The following is an 18,607-nucleotide window of genomic DNA, read 5'->3' on the forward strand; positions in this document are numbered from 1 at the left end:
TGGAATCAGGAAAACAGGGTTTGCGCAGCCAGAGAGCCAGGTTTAAAACCCGAGTCTTCCAGGTTGCGAACGCGTTCAATCAGCTGTTCATAGATGCCTTGAATGGCGGCCGTGGACAGAACAGTGCCCGAGTCGTCCATCAGGGGGGCCATGTATTGCTCGTTCATGCTGTGGCAAATGGTCACAATATCGCCCAAGGCCTGGACGGGATCTTTCGAGTTTGGAACGTCAATACTGAAGCTTAGCAGGCGTTTGGAAGGCGCCTTGTGAATCACCATGCTGGCAATGCAGCCATCCTCGCGATTCAGAACCCATTGATGGCCCTTGGAAACCCAGCCAGCACTGGCCAACATGTCGATCGCAGTGGATTCTTCAACAGTGTCGGGCAATAGGCAATGCAGACCGAGCAAGGTATCCAGAGCAGCGGCAGCCTTGTCGAGCGTTTCCGCCTTGGCCACCACCTCTTTCATTTCAGGGAATTCGAGATCGGCATTGTGTTCGTCTGCAAAATGACGCAAACGGGACAAAACCTCGCTGAATTCAATGGAGGTCAGTGGCCCTTTCCGATTGGCCAACTGTACGTTGACCTTCAACAGGTTGGCCTCACCAGAAAATGGCATCGCTTTGAACCAGATCACATCGTCATCACTGGTGGATGAATTGGCGACAGAATACACCACCCTTTTTCGATTCACCTGCTCCAAAGAGTCCATCAATGGCTTCCAGGTGTTTGCATCGCGTGGCGCATCAAAGCGGACCAAAAACTCGCAGAAGATCCGCTTTTCCGGGCTGGCCTGAACCTCGTTTTCCATGCCGCTTTCAGTGGTCTGTGTTGCCTCTTCATCGCTTCCAAGGTCAGCAAAACCAGGTTCGAAACGGTTGGAAGATCCGCTCAGCAGAGGATCAGAATCGGTGCTGCCGAATCGCTCGGAAGCTTGTTTGCGAAGTCTGTAGTCTTGCCACCAGTTGTAAGCGATCATCGCGGCAATGCCGCCACCGCCCACGATCAACAGTGTCATTTGCAGGTCATTCATACGGTTTCCATCGCCATCTTTTCTGCGGAAGCCAGATCGACTGCAACTATGCGGGAAACGCCTTTTTCCTGCATGGTTACGCCAATCAACTGTTCCGCCATTTCCATGGCTATTTTATTGTGAGAAATGAACAAAAACTGAGTTTGTTCAGACATTTGCTTGACTAACTTAGAAAATCTCTCTGTATTGGCGTCGTCCAGCGGGGCGTCCACCTCATCCAGCAGACAGAAAGGCGCCGGATTCAATTCAAAAATCGCAAACACCAGCGCCGTGGCGGTGAGTGCCTTTTCACCACCTGACAGCAGATGGATTGTGCCGTTTTTCTTGCCTGGAGGCTGCGCGAACACCTGAACGCCGGCATCCAGAATTTCATCGCCCGTCATAACCAGACGGGCTTCACCCCCACCAAACAGCAGAGGGAACAGGCGCGAGAAGTGTGAATTCACCAAATTAAAGGTTTCAGACAAAAGGTCTCGTGTTTCCAGATCAATTTTATGGATTGCATCTTCCAGGGTGTTCATGGCTTCAAGCAGGTCTTGCGCTTGGGCATCCAAAAATGACTTGCGATCGCTGGCGGCGCCCAATTCGTCAAGCGCAGCCAGGTTGACGGCCCCGAGTGCCTGCATGGCATTGCCAAGTCTCGTCACATCGGCTTGAAGCACGGATGCTTTTGGAGGAATGTCCATTGCAGCAAGTTCGGATGCCAGCGCTTGTCGATCAGCCTGCACCTCAGTCAGTAATTGATCAAATTGATCAATGGTTAACTCGGCAGCTTGCACTTTGAGAGCCAAGTCCTGTATGGAATCACGCAGGGGCTGGGCCAGCTTCTCACCTTCTTTTTCCAGCAGTTCCATGCGACTGACTTCAGAAATGATCTGTTCCAATCGCTCTCGTGAAGCAGCCACCTGGTCTTCGGCAATGACCCGGGCTTGCAGTGCATCCTGTAGCAAGGATTGCCCCTCATCTTCAGAAAGCCCCGACAATTCGACTTGCGCCTGGGATTTGCGCAGTTCAAGCTGATGAGCTTGTTCTTGCGCATATCGAATTTCCCGCTCGAATTCGCGCACACGCGATTCCTGATTGCGAATGGCAAACTCGACATCCTGTTTTTTGCGCTGCGCCTGCTGAATCATGGCCTGCTTGTCACGAAGCTGCTGCTCAAGCCGCATGGCATTGGTTTTGGCCGATTCCAGTTCTTCGCTGGCTTGCGCGAGCGTTTCATCAAGCTCGGCAAACACAGCTTCGCTTTCCATCAAGACGGCTTGCTGTTCTTCCTGTTCCGACTTCAGCACCGCAATGTCCAGTTCGATCTGTTCACGACGACTGTTCGCGCGCCCTTGGGCTTCCTGCAGCTTGAGTAAAATCATCTGTGATTCATGGGTCTGGCGAACCAGTCGATCCAGTTTCTGGCGATCCGCGCTCAGTTCAGCGCGTTGCTCAGACAGGCGCATTTGCAAGCGATCCCGTTTGGCCATGGATTCGCTGCGAAGCATTTCCAATGCCTTCAATTCAGTCGAAAGCGCGTCAATTTGCTGGTTTCGCTCGAGCCTGCCAGACTGCTCACCCTCGGCGGCGTAAAAGGAAAGACCGGTACTGACCACGCAATGGCCTTGCTGCGTGTAAATTCGTTGGCCAGCCTGCAGGGACTTTCGGCGCTGAAGCGCCGCTTGCAGACTGTCTGCCATCAACACCCCGGCCAAAAGCTGATCCACAACACGCTTCAGGTTCGCATCGGATGCACTGACCACACTGGCAAGCTCATCAGGCCCGGGTGAACGATGATTCGCCACATTTCCCTGCGTTTCAACAAAGGCAATGCGGCTGGGCGGCGGCGCGCTGGCAAATCCGGCAACAGACTCCAGCGAGCCCGCTTCAAAGCTGTCCAGGTGTTCACGCAGTGCCGATTCAACCGCCTTTTCCCACCCGCGTTCCACCTTCAGGCGGTTCAATATTCGGGGTGTGCTGGCAAGTCCATTGCGCTCTATCCAGGGCTTTAGTTCGGTGGAGTCTGCGAGCTGAGCATTTAACTCGGTCAGTGCCTGAAGTTGCGCTTGCACATTGGCATGCCGGTCTCGCTCCTGGTTAAACAGACGCTGGCTTTCTTCGAATTCATGCTGCAACTCAGCCACGGAAGCTTCGCGGGTCGACAGGGACTGTCGCAGATCGTTCAATTCGGCACTGTAACGCTGATGTTCAGCCTCTGCCGTCTGAATTTCATGGTCAGAAGGGGCTGCGACCTGCCCACGCTCCTGGGTCAATCTTTCCAGTTTGATTTGAAGATTGGACAGGCTTCTGGAGGCGGATTCCTGCTGTGAAGACGCAAGGCTCAAATCGCGCTGAATCTCGATGACTTTCGCACGCTTCGCTTCGATGTTCTGCCTGGCGGTCGACAGCCCAGCCTCCACAGGTTCCAGTGCCGCCTCTGCATCCTCCAGCGCCACCACAGCCTCTTCCAGCAAAAAGGCATGAGATTCCGTCTCTTCGCGAGCTGCCTCAAGATTTTGAACGGCCGCACTTTCACGTTCCGACCAAAGCGCCAATTCACCTTCGAGCTCTCGCACTCTGGCCGACAGGCGCGATCGGGACTCAGCCATCACACGAAGATCGGCCTCCAGCTTGCTGACATTGCGGTTGGCTTCGATCCACACAGACTGATCGGCATCCAGCTGTTGCTGGGCATCCATCTGCTTTTCCCGCATCAGCAAAAGCTCAGTCTGCGTGTGCACGGATTTCGACTGAATCTGTTCCAGATCGGCTCGCGCGCGCTCAAGACGGGCCGAACAGGCGTTTTTCTGGTCTTGCGCGTCGATCAAGCGTGTAAACCACAGCATTTGCTGCTTGGACGACTTTTCAGCCTCATATTCTTTGTATTGACGCGCCACGACGGCCTGTTGTTCCAGGCGCTCAATTTGCCCCGTCAATTCGCGCCGGATGTCTTCCACCCGCGTCAGGTTGTCCCGAGTGTCCGCCAGACGGTTTCCAGTCTCGCGACGCCTTTCCTTGTACTTGGAAACGCCTGCCGCCTCTTCGAGGAAAATTCGAAGTTCTTCCGGGCGTGCCTCGATCAAACGGGCAATCATGCCCTGACCAATAATGGCGTAGGCACGAGGCCCTAGCCCTGTTCCCAGGAAAATGTCTTGCACATCACGCCGGCGGACTGCTTGCTGGTTGATGTAATAAGTAGACGCACCGTCGCGTGTCAAAACACGCTTGACCGACAATTCGGAATATTGATTCCAGCTGCCGCCAGCACGTCCCTCAGAATTGTCAAATACCAGTTCAACACTGGCTCTGGAGGCGGGTTTCCGATTGGTTGACCCGTTAAAAATGACGTCCTGCATGGACTCGCCGCGCAATTCGGACGCCTTGGATTCTCCCAGGACCCAACGAACGGCATCAATGATGTTTGATTTACCACATCCATTTGGACCAACCACACCCACCAGGTTGCTGGGCACGGCGAATGACGTCGGTTCAACAAATGACTTGAAGCCAGCGAGGCGGATGTGTGTTAAGCGCACGATTGATAAGGTTTATAGACCAATAGAACTGTCAAATTCCGCCAGAGACGGGATACTGAAAACGCAGTGACCTTATAATAACAAAGCCACCGGGGGTTCTTGCCTTGCGGACCGTTCTTCGGTCCGCAATTTGCATTTCACCGATTTAAACCCGTTTTGGCATCCCCTTGTACGCAAGATGAGCGCATTATGAGCACCAAGCCAAACAGATCACTAGAAACATTTCCAAACCCTAACGTGGATCGTCCCTATCACGTGCACATCGAAGTGCCTGAATTCAGCTGTTTGTGCCCTTTGACCGGTCAGCCCGATTTTGCAACCCTGGTGATCGATTACCTGCCCCACCTGCGCAACGTTGAATTGAAAAGCCTGAAGCTTTACATGTGGTCCTATCGCGATGAAGGCGCATTTCACGAGGCCGTCACCAACAAGATTCTGGATGATCTGGTGGCAGCCACTGATCCACGGTACATGAAACTGACCGCCAAATGGTATGTGCGCGGCGGGGTTTACACCACAGTGGTGGCTGAACATCGCCAGGCTGGCTGGCAGCCCCTGCCCCGCGTTGAACTCGACCAGATTTCCACCATGAACCCCACCCGCGGCTGAGGTTTCAATTGAATCCGAACCTGGACAAACTGCAAGCCTATCCCTTCGAGCGTCTGGCCAAACTGTTTGCTGGTGTAACGCCCAACCCGGCGTTGCGCCCAATCAGCCTGTCCATCGGCGAGCCGAAACACCCCACGCCCGAGGTGATCCGCAACGCATTGTGTAGCCACATCGACGGATTGGCGGTCTATCCAGGTACCAAGGGTCTTCCAGTGCTTCGGCAGACCATCAGTCAGTGGATCAATCGCCGGTTCGACGCGCACATCGACCCTGAAACGCAGGTTGTACCCATTCTTGGTTCGCGCGAAGCCCTTTTTTCATTTGCGCAAACGGTCCTTGGCGAATGTGAAAAAGGCACTCGGGTTGCTTTTCCGAATCCGTTTTATCAAATTTACGAAGGCGCCGCCTTTCTGGGTGGCGCAGAGCCGGTGTTTGTGAATATCGACGCAGACACGGGTTTGGCCGACTTCTCTGCCCTGTCTGATGAAGTGCTCGACCAGGTGGCGCTGCTGTACGTGTGCAGTCCAAACAATCCAACCGGCGCTGTCATGTCACTGGACAATTGGCAAACCCTGTTTGATCTGGCTGACAAACACGACTTCGTGATTGCATCGGATGAATGCTACTCCGAAATATATTTTGATGAATCAGATCCGCCCGTTGGCGGGCTTGAGGCTGCAAGCCGACTGGGGCGATCTGATTACAACAACTTGGTGGTGTTCAGCAGTCTGTCCAAGCGATCCAACGCACCTGGCCTGCGGTCGGGTTATGTGGCGGGCGACGCAGACCTGATCAGCAAGTTCCTGTTGTACCGCACCTATCACGGCTCAGCCATGTCTGTTACCGTGCAGCATGCCAGCGTTGCTGCTTGGTCTGACGAAGTGCATGTGCAGCAAAACCGTGAACTCTACCGTCAAAAATTTCAGGCTTTTCAATCCATTCTGAAAGACACGCTGCCATTGACCATGCCTGAAGCGGGCTTTTATTTCTGGGCCAAGGTACCAGGCAGTGACACCCAATTTGCACTCGACCTGTACCAGCAACAAAACGTGACAGTGCTACCGGGCAGCTATTTGGGCCGTGAGTGCAATGGACACAACCCAGGCGAAGGACATGTAAGACTGGCCCTGGTCGCCTCGGTTGAGGATTGCAATGAGGCGGCTCATCGAATCAAAGCCCTGCTAAGTGCAGGCCATTGAACAACACAGACAATTTACAAATACACATCACTCAGGAACAACACCATGACCAATCAATACGAATCCATCATTAACCAGGCTTGGGAAGACCGTGCCGAGATCAGCCCCGCAAAAGCCCCTGAGGCGGTGCGCGAGGCAGTTTGCGCCGTGCTTGAGCAACTGAACACTGGCGAACTTCGTGTCAGCTCCAAGGAAAATGGAGACTGGGTCACCCACCAGTGGATCAAGAAGGCCGTTCTGCTGTCTTTCCGTCTGGAAGACAACAAACCCATGGCAGCAGGTGGATTCACCCAGTTTTACGACAAAGTGCCCACCAAATTTGCCGATTATTCCGAGGCTGATTTCAAGGCGGGCGGCTTCCGTATTGTACCACCCGCAGTCGCGCGTCGTGGCAGCTTCATCGGTAAAAACGTCGTGCTGATGCCCTCTTATGTCAACATTGGTGCCTATGTGGATGAAGGCACCATGGTAGACACCTGGGCCACAGTCGGTTCATGTGCTCAAATCGGCAAAAATGTGCACCTGTCCGGCGGTGTAGGCATCGGCGGCGTGCTGGAGCCCCTGCAGGCCAACCCGACCATCATTGAAGACAACTGCTTTATCGGTGCCCGCTCTGAAATCGTTGAAGGCGTCATTGTCGAAGAGAACTCTGTAATTTCAATGGGTGTTTACATCGGCCAAAGCACCAAAATCTACAACCGCGAAACTGGCGAAGTCAGCTACGGTCGCATTCCAGCCGGTTCAGTCGTGGTCAGCGGTTCTTTGCCCAGCGCCTGCGGCAAGTACAGCCTGTACTGCGCGGTCATTGTAAAGCGCGTTGACGCCAAAACCCGCGCCAAAACCGGCATCAATGAATTGCTGCGTAACGCAGAGTAAGTCACCCAACAAATCAACAAAGGGGAAATGCACGCAATGATTGCGAAGGTGTACGGAATTCCAAATTGTGGAAGTGTCAAAAAGGCGGTTGCCTCGCTTAAAGCACAAGAGGTCGACGTGGTGTTTCATGACTTCAAGAAACACGGCGTTGACCCACAATTGATTGATGAATGGCTAAGCACCTTTGGAGTGGACAAAGTGATCAATCGCAAAGGGACCACCTGGCGCAATCTCGACGAGCACTACAAAGCCAAGGCCGACTCGCCAGAGGGTGCAAAGGCCTTGCTGCTTGAGTTCCCAACGGTTATCAAGCGCCCCGTTGTTGAATACAAAGGTGAACTCAGCATCGGGCAAACCGAATTCGGAGCACAATAAACACCATGCCTGCCAGACTGCCCCGCAAGGATCAAACGCTTGAAGAACTGCTAACAGTCAGGGACTGGGTGCGCTTTTTTGTGTCTGAAATGAACCGTTACAAGGTGTTTCTGGGTCACGGTTCCAGCCATGTGCTGGACGAAGCGATCTACCTGGTCCAGAGTGCCTTGAATCTGCCGATCGAGGACGTGTCGCCTTATCTGGATGCGCGCGTACTGCGGGCCGAGCGTGAGCAATTGTACAGCTACCTGACTCAAAGAACTGAAGACAGAAAGCCAGCCAGTTACATCACCGGGCAAGCCTGGCTGCAGGGGCATGCATTCAAAGTCGATCCGAGGGTCATTATTCCCAGGTCTTTTATTGCTGAAATTCTGGCCGATCAGATCACCCCCTGGATCAACGACCCCGATCAGCCTTTTCGAATTCTGGATTTGTGCACCGGGTCGGGCTGCCTGGCCATTTTGGCGGCCATGGTATTTCCACACGCCAGTGTGGACGCAGTTGACCTTTCCCCGGCAGCACTCGAGGTGGCACGCGAAAACATTGCGTTACACAACATGGGCGACCGTGTGAACGCCATTGAGTCAGATCTGTTCGACGCACTGGCGGGCAAGCAATACGACATCATCATCACGAACCCGCCCTACGTGAACGAAAGCTCAATGAAGGCCCTGCCACCCGAGTACTTGCATGAACCGCGCATGGCGCTGGCCGGTGGTGACGATGGTATGCGCCTGATTGAACGAATCATGGCCCAAGCGCCCGCTTTTCTCAGTGAGGAGGGGCTGCTGATTCTCGAACTTGGCAATGAAAAGCCCTACTTCGATCAAGCGTTCCCCGACCTCTCTCCAACCTGGCTTGAAACATCCGCAGGCGACGAGCAGGTGTTCCTGATGCATCAAACGGACTTCTGAGTCTGCTTTCTCAATGATTCAATTCAACCAAGTCACCCTGGCCAGGGGCAGCAAAACCATTTTGCGCGACGCCCAGGCCACTCTTTTCCCCAAGGAAAAAGTTGGGCTTGTGGGTCTGAATGGCGCAGGTAAGTCTTCGTTGTTGTCGGCGCTTTTGGGCGAAATCAGCCTTGACCAAGGCTCAATCGATATACCGAAAAACTGGAACCTGGCGTGGATTGATCAAGAAGTACAGGATGTGCACCTCAGTGTGATCGAATTTGCCATGCAGGGTGACCGCCCTTTGCTGGCCGTTCGCGAGGCCTTGGACAAGGCCCAGGCAACAGGAAACTCGGACGCTCTGGCCGCCCTGTATGAACAGATGGAGAACCTGGACGGCTATGCCGCCGAGTCCAGAGTGGCCAGTATTCTGGCGGGCCTTGGATTCAAAACCGGCGACCTGAAACGCAAGGTGGGCGAGTTTTCAGGTGGCTGGAAAATGCGCATGAACCTGGCCAAGGTGCTGGGTTCTCGGGCAGACCTCATTTTGCTGGATGAACCCACCAACCACCTCGACATCGACGCAGTGCTTTGGCTTGAGCAATGGATCAAGAACGTCGACAGCACCGTGATTGTGGTTTCGCACGACCGTGATTTTCTGGACGAAGTGTGCACGCACACCCTGCACTTGCACCATGAAAAGCTAAGCAAATACACGGGCGGCTACTCCGCGTTTGAGCTTGCGTTTGCGGAGCGGGCTGAACAGGTCGCCCAACAAAACCGAAAGTCGGCTGAAGAAATACAAAAGCTGCAGCGTTTCGTGGACCGTTTCAAAGCGAAAGCCACCAAAGCCAAACAAGCCCAAAGCCGCGTCAAGCGTATTGAAAAAATCAAGTTGATTGAAACCGTGTCGATGGATCAGCATGTCCATCTTGAGTTTCTTGACCCGCACAAAAGCCCCGACCCGCTCGTGGTGCTTAACCGCACTGATTGCGGCTACCAGATTGACAAACCGATTTTAAGTGGTGTGGGTCTGGAAATCAGACCCGGCGACCGCATCGGCCTGCTGGGTGCCAACGGCAATGGCAAAACGACCCTGATTCGCACCCTTGTGGGCCAATTGAATTTGCTACAGGGCGAACGAGTGGAAGGCAAAGGTTTGGTGTGCGGCTACTTCGCCCAAGACCAGATTGAAAGCCTGGACATGAGCAGCACACCACTGCAGCACATGCTTCGCCTTGACCCCAAGGCGACCGAGCAACAGCTGCGTGGTTTTCTGGCCCGCTTCCAGTTCACTGACGACAAGGTCAATCAGACTGTAGAGGGTTTCTCCGGCGGCGAAAAATCACGTCTCGCGCTGGCACTGCTGGCCTACACCAAACCCAATCTGCTTCTGCTGGACGAACCCACCAACCACCTGGACATTGCAACGCGGCAGGCTTTGGCCAATGGGTTGCTTGAATTTGAAGGTGCTTTGGTCGTGGTTTCACACGACAGGCACCTGCTTGAAAGCACAGTCGATACGTATTGGAGAGTGGCCAATGGCGCTGTAATGCCGTTTGATGGCGATTTGAACGATTACGCACAGGTACTCAAGCAAGACAACACTGCAACGAACCAAAACCAGGGTGCCAACACCAGTTCAAACCGCGACAGGCAACAACAAAGGCAGGCCGACCACAATCAGCTGAAAAAGGCCAAGAGCCAGCTTAGGAAACTGGAGACGAAGCTGCCCAACTTGACCGAGCAGCTTGCGAAGGCCGATGAAGCCAGCCTGACATTGGACTATTCATCGCAGTCAGGCCAACAAAAGGCCATTGAAGTGACCCAAAACCGACAGCGCATTGCCGATGAACTCGCCGACCTTGAAGAACAGCTGCTTGAATTGATGCTGGAAATTGAAGATCTGGAGGCACAGCTGGGTTTGCAATAGGCCAATCCGTACCAACACTTCAACTGACCATGGCTTCCTGACCGACCTGAAATAAAAACTCACTCCACGCGGAGGAGTGAAAACAGATCGGGTAGTCATCACAGTGATCTGCCAAAGCACGCAATTGGGCAATCATGTGTTCTCGCTGCTCTGCAGAATCCAGTCGGCACATTTTTTCATTCACAAAGCTGTTCAGCATGTCTGGCACGGCGCCCTCTTCTCCAGCGGTAAGGGCGTCATCCCCAACTTGCAATTGCCCCAATATCCGCTTGACGCCACTGGACTGAATCTCGACCATTTGAATGACACTTTGGTAACAATACTCAACCAGGGCGAGGCTGGCCCTCAACAGGGTGGAATCAGTCTGTCTTCGCTTGTCGATGGATGCATTTCGTTGCTTGACGAGAGGCTCGTAGCCTGACGGCAGCACCCAAGGATTGTGTTCATCACGAGTCACCACCGAAATAGCGAGCTCAGAGGGATCATTGGAGTCCAACATTCCGTCATATCTGGGTCTTTCATCGGTAAAATCAAACTCGACGGCCTGATTCTCGGCAGGAACTCCAATAAAAGACTGAAAAAGATGACTTGAGGATTGATCGATGGGCTCTTCAAGTGAATCAAATTCATCGTCAAATGCGAGTTCCAGACCCGATGATCTAGTTTCATCGGACACTTGATAGGCGTCAAGCCCTGCAGAGCCTTCCAAGGAGCTTACGCCTTTGCGTTCGCGCTTGCGCAGCCACATCACGCCGGCAAACATCAGCGTCATTGCCGAAGCAATCAACAGTGTGATCCACGTCCATGGAAAGGACTCTTCCGCTTTCTGTTCAAGGTTCTGGTTCAATTGAGGAGGCTGGTTTTGAGGAGCAGGCAACCTCGCGGAACTTTCAATCAGGTGACTGTCCCGAATCGAATCTGGCAAATTATTCACTTTCTCAGTGGTGCTGGCCGGATGCGGCTCCGAGGATACCGCTTGAATGGGCGGCGCAGAATCAAAATTGTCAAATTGAAGAGCTGGATCCGGCACAGACATGTCGAGCTTTGACGGACTGGCGATTTCGGTTTCTTTGCTTCCTTTTAACGCAGGCGGATGAACGCGGGAAGCCCTCAACAGTGCTGAATTCTGCAACTCAAATCGCACACGCCTGTCTGGCGAATCAGACCCCGAAGATCCCGCTGTGGCTACAGTTCTTTCATCCCTCTGCGGGTTGATCAACAAAGTCCATGTGTGCGAAAAAAGCACTGTGGGGCAGTAGCTGTTGAATGAAATCTGCATGACAGGGTCGTTGACGGGATAAAGCGAGCGCAGTTGCAATGTGCCACCACCGCGCTGCGTCATCAGAAATTCAACCACCAAAGACTGCGTCCTGCTGACCTGAGTAAGGTCCGAGTGTCCTGTTGGCATCAACTTGGCTTCTACACACCCGGGCTTGAACTGCGTCAATTGATCCTCAGTCAAGCCGCTCAACGTCGTCGTGACCTCTAGCGGGCTGCCGAGCAATGTGGTTCCCTTGATTGCACCAAATGCTGGAATCGCGAATGCAGGGTTGCTGAATGCCACAAGACCAAGGCACATCAGAAAATCGAACAGGAACAGAAGCCCTGGTGAGAAGCGCCATTTGTTAATCATGTGACCACAATCCGAGAAAATCCATGGCTTGAGCATACAAAACCAATGCAGCCCTGAGGTATCCTGAAGATGGCTTGGCACTTTGTAATTACCGCATCCGGGGGAAATTGGAGCGTTTGCCCCAACCCGATGCCTGCAAAGTTGTCACAATGCCATGCAGCGGATATTACTCTTGGGTAAACTACGCGCAGTAAGACAATAAAAACAGGAGACCTCTCATGGCGAACGTCGCCGAGCTGTTGAAACAACACGAAGCCACGCCCAATCGGGTGCTGTTCCGTCAATTCATGGACAACGAGTGGGTCGACTTCAAGGCCCATGAAATGCTGGAGCTGGCGCAACAGTGGCAAAGCGTCTTCAGAGCCATGGGCATGCTTGAGGGCGACCGTGTCGCAATATGCCTTAAAAACAGCATTCACTGGGTTGCAGTCGATCAGGCCGCCTTGGGTATGAGTTTGGTGTGCGTACCACTCTATGTGGACGACAACGCCTCAAACATTGCCTATTGCATTGAAAACTCGGGGGCACGCCTGGTGGTGGTTGAAAACGACCGAATCGGTAAAAACCTGTTGGGTCAGGGTTTGAAAGACGTCCGTATTCTGTCAGTGAAGTCGGAGGTGGCTGAGGGCGGCCGTGATGGGGTCGAAAATGCATTGCTCGTGCTCAAAGGGGTGCGATCCGACACGGCTCCCTTTGAAGTACTTGATTTGCCCAACAAAACACTGGCGACCATTTGTTACACCTCTGGCACCTCGGGGCGTCCCAAAGGGGTCATGCTCTCTCATGACAACATGCTGGGCAACGTCAACAGCTGTTTTCAACTCGACATCGCCAAACCTGAGGACACATTCCTGTCCTTCCTGCCGATGTCCCACATGTTCGAACGCACGGGTGGCTATTACCTGCCCCTGCGAGTGGGTGCAAAAGTCGTTTTTGCGCGTGGTATCAATCAATTGCCCGATGACCTGGCAACCCAGGCCCCCACCGTCATTTTTGCGGTTCCGCGAATTTTCGAGAAGTTTTATGGGCGTATTCAGGCCTCCGTCAAAGACTCCCGATTCAAGCGGAAAGCCTTTGAAAAACTGGTTGATGTAGGCTGGCGAATGGAGCAAGGCAAAGGTGGAATTCTGGATCATTTCCAGCTGCCCCTGTTGCGTGCCAAAGTGGCCCAGCCCATTCTAGAACGCTTGGGTGGCAAGCTTAGATTGGCTGTGGTGGGCGGTGCCGCACTTGACAGCACCATCGCCAAGGCCTTTATCGCCATGGGTTTGCCTATTTTGCACGGTTACGGCATGACCGAGGCCTGCCCAGTGATTTCAGTGAACCGCCCCAAAGGCAACGTGCCTGAATCAGTTGGACCCGCCTTGCCGGACGTGGAAGTCAAACTCGGCGATCACGATGAGTTGCTGGCCCGTGGGCCCAACGTCATGATGGGCTACTGGCAAAACGAAGAAGCCACACGCGACGCAATCGATGCACAGGGCTGGCTGCACACCGGCGACGTGGCTGAAATCAAGGACAGCCGTATTTACATTCGGGGTCGAATCAAAGACATCATGGTGTTGTCGAACGGCGAGAAGTTCTCACCTCAGGACGCGGAGATGGCCATTATTGGTGACGATGTATTTGAGCAAATTGTGCTGGTCGGTGAAGGCCGTCCGTTCATCAGTATGATTGCCGTCACCGCCAATTCCAATGAAAAAGAACTGATCAAGCGCGCCAACGCCAAGCTTCAGGACCTGCCCAGATACATCCGGGTGCGACGAATCATCACCACCAAAGAACCATGGACGGTTGACAATGGCTTGCTGACACCAACCCTGAAGGTCAAGCGTCAGCGTGTCGTAGAGGCATTCAAAGAGAGAATCAACGACCTGTACGCAGAGGGCATGAGTTCCGACTGAACCGGGTTTCAGGCAGGGCCTAAGTGCCCTGCAGTTCTTCAGAATCGGTGCCGTCGCTGTTGATTCTCGCCAAAAAGTCTGCCGCTCGCTCTGCAGGTGGGCAGGTTGACCTTAGTCCGTCGATGTAAGTAAACAACTCCTCTGGGATGTTTTGCCACATCGGGTCCAGAACGACGTCAATACCTTCATGGCGCAAAAGTTCGGCTGCACTGGAAAAAGCACCGTCGCCTGTTAATAAAACCACCTGCTGTACGTGCTTTTTGTAGGCCAAAGTGGCCAAATCCACGCCCATGCGCAATTCAAGCCCACGTGGCGCGATGTCAGGCGTGAAGTCCTCGTCGGCCAGATCATTCACGGTAATTCGCTTGCCCAACAGGTCAGCGAGGGCGTCTTCGGTCAATTTCCAGTTCTCAATGTCTCTGGGTTCTCCCAGTTTGACAGCCAGCTTCCTCTTTTTTTGCAGCTGCTTTTGAAACGCCGCGCGAAATACACCCTCACGGGATTTGGACAGATCAATGGACTGCTTCGAGATTGGAAGAACCACCTTGTGCTGAAAAACCGGTGTGTCGTAGAAAAAAATCCTGAAGAGGTGGCGTTTGGGTTGATTGCGCTCGAACAGGTGTGCTGCCGAAAGACGCCAAACCAGGTCCGCCATGAGCTTTGCATCATAATGAACCGAAGCCGGGAAAATTTGACGGATGCGACGGATGAAAAATGGACCGTCCACCATGATGGCAGTAAGCATAACAACCCTTCAATAAAATAGATAAAAAGATAAGAAATTCAACAAAGTGTATCAGAACAGTCAGTTACTGAAGAGATTACCCAATTGCGTGTGCCGGGCCTATCAGGGCGTCTACCTATGCCGAGGGATGGGATTCGACAGGGGTATAGGTAAACCCTATACAATTGACCAGTAAATTGCGTATTCTGTCCTTAACAATGTTTATCGTTTGTTTTATCGGAGGTTGAATTGACCAGAAGCTTCACACCGAATAACGCCGTCAACTCAGCAAAACACAATGAATACTGGCTCTACATTCTGTCCAACACTCGCATCAATGGTCCGCTGTATTTGGGTGATTGCAACTGCCTCAAAACCAGAATGGAAGAGCACCAGGCCGGCGAACGGCGTGATTATGCGCACTATCACAGGCTTGACAGGCTTGTTTACTTTGAAGTCTGGCACGACTTGGACAAATTCACTGCCCGCCTTCGCCGTGTGAGGAATTGGCCGCGTGACATGCGTCTTCTGTTGATTGAATCCCTGAATCCGGATTGGGAGGATCTTTACCCCCAATTTTTGGTAGACCATGCCAAAACGCCTGTCTCTGCGGACGCTCGTCCAACCGAAAAAGCAGCTTGAATGGTGTTGGTCTTCAATTGAAATATTGAATTATTTTGGCGTGAACTTGTCTTACTTCTGAAACTAATTGCAGAAAGTTCAAACTCAAATGGAAACCCTGCCCTGCGTAAAACTCAAGCTTCAAGTTGAATCTGTTTGCGATTCAAGTGAGTAAAACCAGTAAGCATCTTTCATTTTGGAGTAAACGATGAGTTCGATTGCTGAGCGTCTGACACGAGCCTACTGCCTGTTCCACTGGCTGCAGGTCAAACCCATTCCTGAGCAAATCAGGCAAAGTCTGGCCTTCAAAAGCCTCGAACAGGAATTGTTGGCCCTCAAGGTGCGCCCGGAAGACCTTGCTGCAGTGGGGTCTGACGTCTCTGACAGCTTTGAGGAGTCCCGACTGGCCTTCATGGTGCGTTACAGCGGCCTGACCTGGTCGACCTGCTCGGTCTTTTGTGACTCAATCGACCATCGTGACTGGTTGCGCCTTGGCGCACCCCTGCTGGTTCGCTTCAATGGCATTGACATGCATGGCCAACCAGGCCTGCCCAACACAGCATTGGGAGATTTTGCGTTCCTGAACCCGAGCAAAGTCTGGGTTGAAGGTGACCGCATCATGTCTTTTGTAGTCCGCTGGAACAAACTGGAAGTGCGTCGGATGGAACGCTTCCTTCGCCTGGCAGGCGCTCGGCACGGCGTGGAGGCCACTATCAACCAGATCGAACAAAGCGAAAAGTTTATCGCTGCCATCAAGGCAACTGTTGGCGTTTAAGGCAGGCGCACATCGGTTAACATCGGGTTCATGCACGATGAACCCAACAATCAATTAGTTCAGATTTACGAATTCATCACAGGGGAAGAAGATGCCCGAGCCTGTGATGACATTCCTGAAGAGTCCTGCAACAGTCAACCCCGAAATTTTATTCTGATCCTGCTTGGTAACCTTTTTACCAAGCTGGGAGATGAGTTGGCCAGCGCCAAACTTGTTTTTCCATGGGTATTGGGGCTGCTTGGCGCTCCCCTGTTTTTAATCTCGCTGTGTGTGCCCATGCGCGAATCGGGTGTTTTGATACCCCAATTGCTTGTGGCCGCAAAAATCAGATTGCTGAGTCGCAGAAAATGGATTTGGGCAGCAGGCAGTTTTTTGACCGCCTTGTCGCTGTTTGCTTGTGCGGCCACGCTTTTATTGGGCATTGATCGCACAGTGGCACAAGCTTCTGTGATGGCTGGACTGCTCGCCTTCAGCCTAGCACGGGGAATATGCTCTGTTGCCGCAAAGGATGTGACAGGCAAAACCATTGCAAAAGGCCGTCGTGGCACCCTCACCGGAACAGCCACCAGCATATCGGGGGCATTGACTTTGCTGGTGGCACTGGGCTTGGGTCAATTCGGAGATTTGAAATCCAGCGAAACCTTGCTGGCCATCCTTCTGTCAGCCGCTGGGGTCTGCTGGCTGATCAGCGCCGCCGTCCAGCTTCAAATCAGTGAACAAGCCGGAGCCACTACGGGTGGAAAAAACGGCGCATTGATTGCCATGCAGACGCTGAGTCGAGCGTTCTCTGACAGGGAGTTTACCGCTTTTGTGTGTACCCGAACTTTGTTGCTGAGTGTGAGCTTGACCTTGCCCGCGCTGGTTGCACTGGCTCAGCAACAAATCGGACAGTCCAGTTCTTTGGGCTATTTGATGCTGGCTTCTGGTGCCGCCAATGCAATGTCTGGCTATTTCTGGGGACGTCTCTCAGACTGGGCCAGTCATCGCATCATGGCACTGGCTGCGACAATGAACGCCACCTTGATTGCCTTGGGTTTGTTCTTGATGACCTACAGGCCAGCCGCATCCTCGATGCTTGGTCTGATGACAGCCTGGTTCTTTATGGCTTCAGTGGCTTTGGCCGGAGTTCGAGTAGGACGCAAAACACATTTAATGGACATCAGTCACGCTGAAAACCGGGCCAGTAATGTGGCAGTCAGTAACACGGTTATCGGCGTCTTGATCCTGATCTTGGGCAGCGCGTTCAGTGGACTGGCGGGTGGCAATGTAAGCACGCTTTTGGGCCTTTATGCCCTGTTGTCAGCCGGTGCAGCCACCATGGCATACAGGCTTAAACACGCGCAAAAGTAATCAGTATCAAAACCAGAATGCCCAGGCCAGCGCCGGTGTAAAAAGTGTAAGCGGACCCAAAATCTTCCCACAGCACCCCGGCCAGCAGGCTGGCCCCCAATATTGTTAGACCTGAAATCAGATTGAACAGCCCAAACGCCGTACCACGCAGGTGTTTGGGCGAGTTTCGTGCAACCAGTGCCGACAGCACCCCTTGCGTAAATCCCATGTGCAAGCCCCAAAGCGCAACGCCAGCCATCACGGAGTAAACGCTGTGAAACGCGCCCAACGTGAGATCAGCACACACCAGGACGACCACGCCAATCATCAACAGCCAGCGAGCATCCATTTTGTCGGACAGTTTTCCCAAAGGGAAAGCCGAGACGGAGTACACCAGACTCATCACCACAATCACCATGGGTGCGTAAGCCAGTTCAAGACCTGTCTGCTGTGCACGAAGGACCAAAAAGGCCTCGCTGAACCGACACAGTGAAAATACCCCACCAATGCCGACGACCCACCAGAAAGCCTTGGGGAAAGACCTGAGGGCATCAAACTGGAGCGGATTGACACGCGCTTGGGCTGAACTCTTCACCTCAGCGGCGGGTTCGCGCACGGCCAATATTAGAAGTGAGGCGGCCAACAATCCTGGCACAGCGGCCATCCAGAACACCTTGCGATATTCATCGTGCAGCAAGACCATGAGCCATACAGCCAACAAAGGCCCCAACAGGGCGCCAATCGTGTCCAGAGACTGCCTGAGGCCATAGGCCGCACCCCGGTTGGTGTGGTCAGTGAGGTCTGCAATCAGCGCGTCTCTGGGCGCACCACGTATGCCTTTGCCGATTCGATCGGTGACTCGGGCACCCATGACCCACCCAACGGTGGGGGCCAAGGCAAACAATGGCTTGCTCAAAGCCCCAAGCGTGTATCCAAATACCGCCAAAGGCTTTCTCTTGCCCAGGTAATCACTGAGCGGGCCGGAGAAAACCTTGACCAGCATGGCAGTGGCCTCGCCCACACCTTCAATCAGACCAACCCAGACGGCACTGGCACCCAACACGCCCGTCAGAAAGAGTGGTAACAGGCTGTGCACCATTTCCGAGGAGATGTCCATGAGCAGGCTGACGAACCCTAGGGCCCAGATACTGCGCGGTATAGGAGACGTTTTGCTCATTATT

15 protein-coding genes are annotated in these 18,607 nt (G+C 53.4%); 10 read left to right on the forward strand and 5 right to left on the reverse strand.

The window, feature by feature from the left end; genetic code table 11:
- Nucleotides 1-5: 5 nt before the first annotated feature.
- Both QQJ87_RS07320 and smc read right to left on the reverse strand, forming a co-directional pair.
- Entirely contained in the window at nt 6-1,034 is a 1,029-nt protein-coding gene (locus QQJ87_RS07320; protein ID WP_284280898.1) for a hypothetical protein, read from the reverse strand.
- Complete coding sequence (smc, locus tag QQJ87_RS07325) at nt 1,031-4,555, reverse strand: chromosome segregation protein SMC (RefSeq protein WP_284280900.1); 3,525 nt, start codon at nt 4,553-4,555, stop codon at nt 1,031-1,033. Before smc ends, QQJ87_RS07320 begins: the two co-directional genes overlap by 4 nt.
- A gap of 189 nt (nt 4,556-4,744) precedes the next feature.
- On the opposite strand from smc, the gene queF reads away from it, so the two are divergent.
- Genes queF through QQJ87_RS07355 form a run of 6 tightly spaced genes read left to right on the forward strand, consistent with a single transcriptional unit; the run spans nt 4,745 to nt 10,440 of the window.
- Complete coding sequence (gene queF, locus QQJ87_RS07330) at nt 4,745-5,164, forward strand: preQ(1) synthase (RefSeq protein WP_284280901.1); 420 nt, start codon at nt 4,745-4,747, stop codon at nt 5,162-5,164.
- A gap of 8 nt (nt 5,165-5,172) precedes the next feature.
- On the forward strand, nt 5,173-6,363 hold the full coding sequence (gene dapC, locus QQJ87_RS07335; RefSeq protein ID WP_284280902.1) for a succinyldiaminopimelate transaminase: 1,191 nt from the start codon (nt 5,173-5,175) through the stop codon (nt 6,361-6,363).
- Nucleotides 6,364-6,408: 45 nt separating this feature from the next.
- Nucleotides 6,409-7,239 (forward strand): 2,3,4,5-tetrahydropyridine-2,6-dicarboxylate N-succinyltransferase, encoded by an 831-nt coding sequence (gene dapD, locus QQJ87_RS07340; protein WP_284280904.1) that lies wholly within the window; start codon nt 6,409-6,411, stop codon nt 7,237-7,239.
- A 27-nt stretch (nt 7,240-7,266) separates the two neighbouring features.
- On the forward strand, nt 7,267-7,614 hold the full coding sequence (locus QQJ87_RS07345; RefSeq protein WP_284280905.1) for a Spx/MgsR family RNA polymerase-binding regulatory protein: 348 nt from the start codon (nt 7,267-7,269) through the stop codon (nt 7,612-7,614).
- Nucleotides 7,615-7,619: 5 nt separating this feature from the next.
- A complete protein-coding gene (gene prmB, locus QQJ87_RS07350; protein WP_284280906.1) occupies nt 7,620-8,528 on the forward strand; it encodes a 50S ribosomal protein L3 N(5)-glutamine methyltransferase in 909 nt (302 codons plus the stop codon).
- 13 nt (nt 8,529-8,541) lie between these two features.
- Nucleotides 8,542-10,440, forward strand: a complete 1,899-nt coding sequence (locus QQJ87_RS07355; protein WP_284280907.1) for an ABC-F family ATP-binding cassette domain-containing protein — start codon at nt 8,542-8,544, stop codon at nt 10,438-10,440.
- A gap of 19 nt (nt 10,441-10,459) precedes the next feature.
- On the opposite strand, the gene QQJ87_RS07360 is transcribed toward QQJ87_RS07355, so the two are convergent.
- Nucleotides 10,460-12,073, reverse strand: coding sequence for a type IV pilus assembly protein FimV (locus tag QQJ87_RS07360; protein ID WP_284280908.1), 1,614 nt, complete (start codon nt 12,071-12,073; stop codon nt 10,460-10,462).
- 218 nt (nt 12,074-12,291) lie between these two features.
- On the opposite strand from QQJ87_RS07360, the gene QQJ87_RS07365 reads away from it, so the two are divergent.
- Entirely contained in the window at nt 12,292-13,977 is a 1,686-nt protein-coding gene (locus tag QQJ87_RS07365) for an AMP-dependent synthetase/ligase (RefSeq protein ID WP_284280910.1), read from the forward strand.
- Between the two features lie 19 nt (nt 13,978-13,996).
- On the opposite strand, the gene QQJ87_RS07370 is transcribed toward QQJ87_RS07365, so the two are convergent.
- Entirely contained in the window at nt 13,997-14,722 is a 726-nt protein-coding gene (locus QQJ87_RS07370) for an NYN domain-containing protein (RefSeq protein ID WP_284280912.1), read from the reverse strand.
- A gap of 228 nt (nt 14,723-14,950) precedes the next feature.
- Here QQJ87_RS07370 and QQJ87_RS07375 point away from each other — a divergent pair, with 228 nt between their 5' ends.
- The 3 genes from QQJ87_RS07375 (at nt 14,951) to QQJ87_RS07385 (ending at nt 17,447) form a co-directional block, all read left to right on the forward strand.
- Nucleotides 14,951-15,343 carry a GIY-YIG nuclease family protein gene (locus tag QQJ87_RS07375; protein WP_284280914.1) on the forward strand — a complete coding sequence of 131 codons (393 nt, stop codon included), beginning with the start codon at nt 14,951-14,953 and terminating at the stop codon, nt 15,341-15,343.
- A 187-nt stretch (nt 15,344-15,530) separates the two neighbouring features.
- Nucleotides 15,531-16,097 carry a hypothetical protein gene (locus QQJ87_RS07380; RefSeq protein WP_284280915.1) on the forward strand — a complete coding sequence of 189 codons (567 nt, stop codon included), beginning with the start codon at nt 15,531-15,533 and terminating at the stop codon, nt 16,095-16,097.
- Nucleotides 16,098-16,127: 30 nt separating this feature from the next.
- The gene (locus QQJ87_RS07385) at nt 16,128-17,447 is read left to right on the forward strand and encodes an MFS transporter (RefSeq protein ID WP_284280917.1); all 1,320 of its coding nucleotides are present in this window, start codon (nt 16,128-16,130) and stop codon (nt 17,445-17,447) included.
- Here QQJ87_RS07385 and QQJ87_RS07390 read toward each other — a convergent pair.
- Nucleotides 17,428-18,603: an MFS transporter gene (locus QQJ87_RS07390; protein ID WP_284280918.1), complete on the reverse strand. Its 1,176-nt coding sequence runs from the start codon at nt 18,601-18,603 to the stop codon at nt 17,428-17,430. The genes QQJ87_RS07385 and QQJ87_RS07390 overlap by 20 nt on opposite strands.
- Nucleotides 18,604-18,607: the final 4 nt, after the last annotated feature.

Origin of the sequence: Limnobacter litoralis, from assembly GCF_030160455.1 — a bacterium.
Classification (GTDB): Bacteria; Pseudomonadota; Gammaproteobacteria; order Burkholderiales; family Burkholderiaceae_B; genus Limnobacter; species Limnobacter litoralis.

What these genes read in the sequence shown, in the direction of transcription:
- QQJ87_RS07320 (WP_284280898.1), bottom strand. Translation starts at nt 1,034, where the DNA reads ATGAATGACCTGCAAATGACACTGTTGATCGTGGGCGGTGGCGGCATT.
- queF (WP_284280901.1), top strand. Translation starts at nt 4,745, where the DNA reads ATGAGCACCAAGCCAAACAGATCACTAGAAACATTTCCAAACCCTAAC.
- dapD (WP_284280904.1), top strand. Translation starts at nt 6,409, where the DNA reads ATGACCAATCAATACGAATCCATCATTAACCAGGCTTGGGAAGACCGT.
- QQJ87_RS07345 (WP_284280905.1), top strand. Translation starts at nt 7,267, where the DNA reads ATGCACGCAATGATTGCGAAGGTGTACGGAATTCCAAATTGTGGAAGT.
- prmB (WP_284280906.1), top strand. Translation starts at nt 7,620, where the DNA reads ATGCCTGCCAGACTGCCCCGCAAGGATCAAACGCTTGAAGAACTGCTA.
- QQJ87_RS07355 (WP_284280907.1), top strand. Translation starts at nt 8,542, where the DNA reads ATGATTCAATTCAACCAAGTCACCCTGGCCAGGGGCAGCAAAACCATT.
- QQJ87_RS07360 (WP_284280908.1), bottom strand. Translation starts at nt 12,073, where the DNA reads ATGATTAACAAATGGCGCTTCTCACCAGGGCTTCTGTTCCTGTTCGAT.
- QQJ87_RS07365 (WP_284280910.1), top strand. Translation starts at nt 12,292, where the DNA reads ATGGCGAACGTCGCCGAGCTGTTGAAACAACACGAAGCCACGCCCAAT.
- QQJ87_RS07370 (WP_284280912.1), bottom strand. Translation starts at nt 14,722, where the DNA reads ATGCTTACTGCCATCATGGTGGACGGTCCATTTTTCATCCGTCGCATC.
- QQJ87_RS07380 (WP_284280915.1), top strand. Translation starts at nt 15,531, where the DNA reads ATGAGTTCGATTGCTGAGCGTCTGACACGAGCCTACTGCCTGTTCCAC.
- QQJ87_RS07385 (WP_284280917.1), top strand. Translation starts at nt 16,128, where the DNA reads ATGCACGATGAACCCAACAATCAATTAGTTCAGATTTACGAATTCATC.
- QQJ87_RS07390 (WP_284280918.1), bottom strand. Translation starts at nt 18,603, where the DNA reads ATGAGCAAAACGTCTCCTATACCGCGCAGTATCTGGGCCCTAGGGTTC.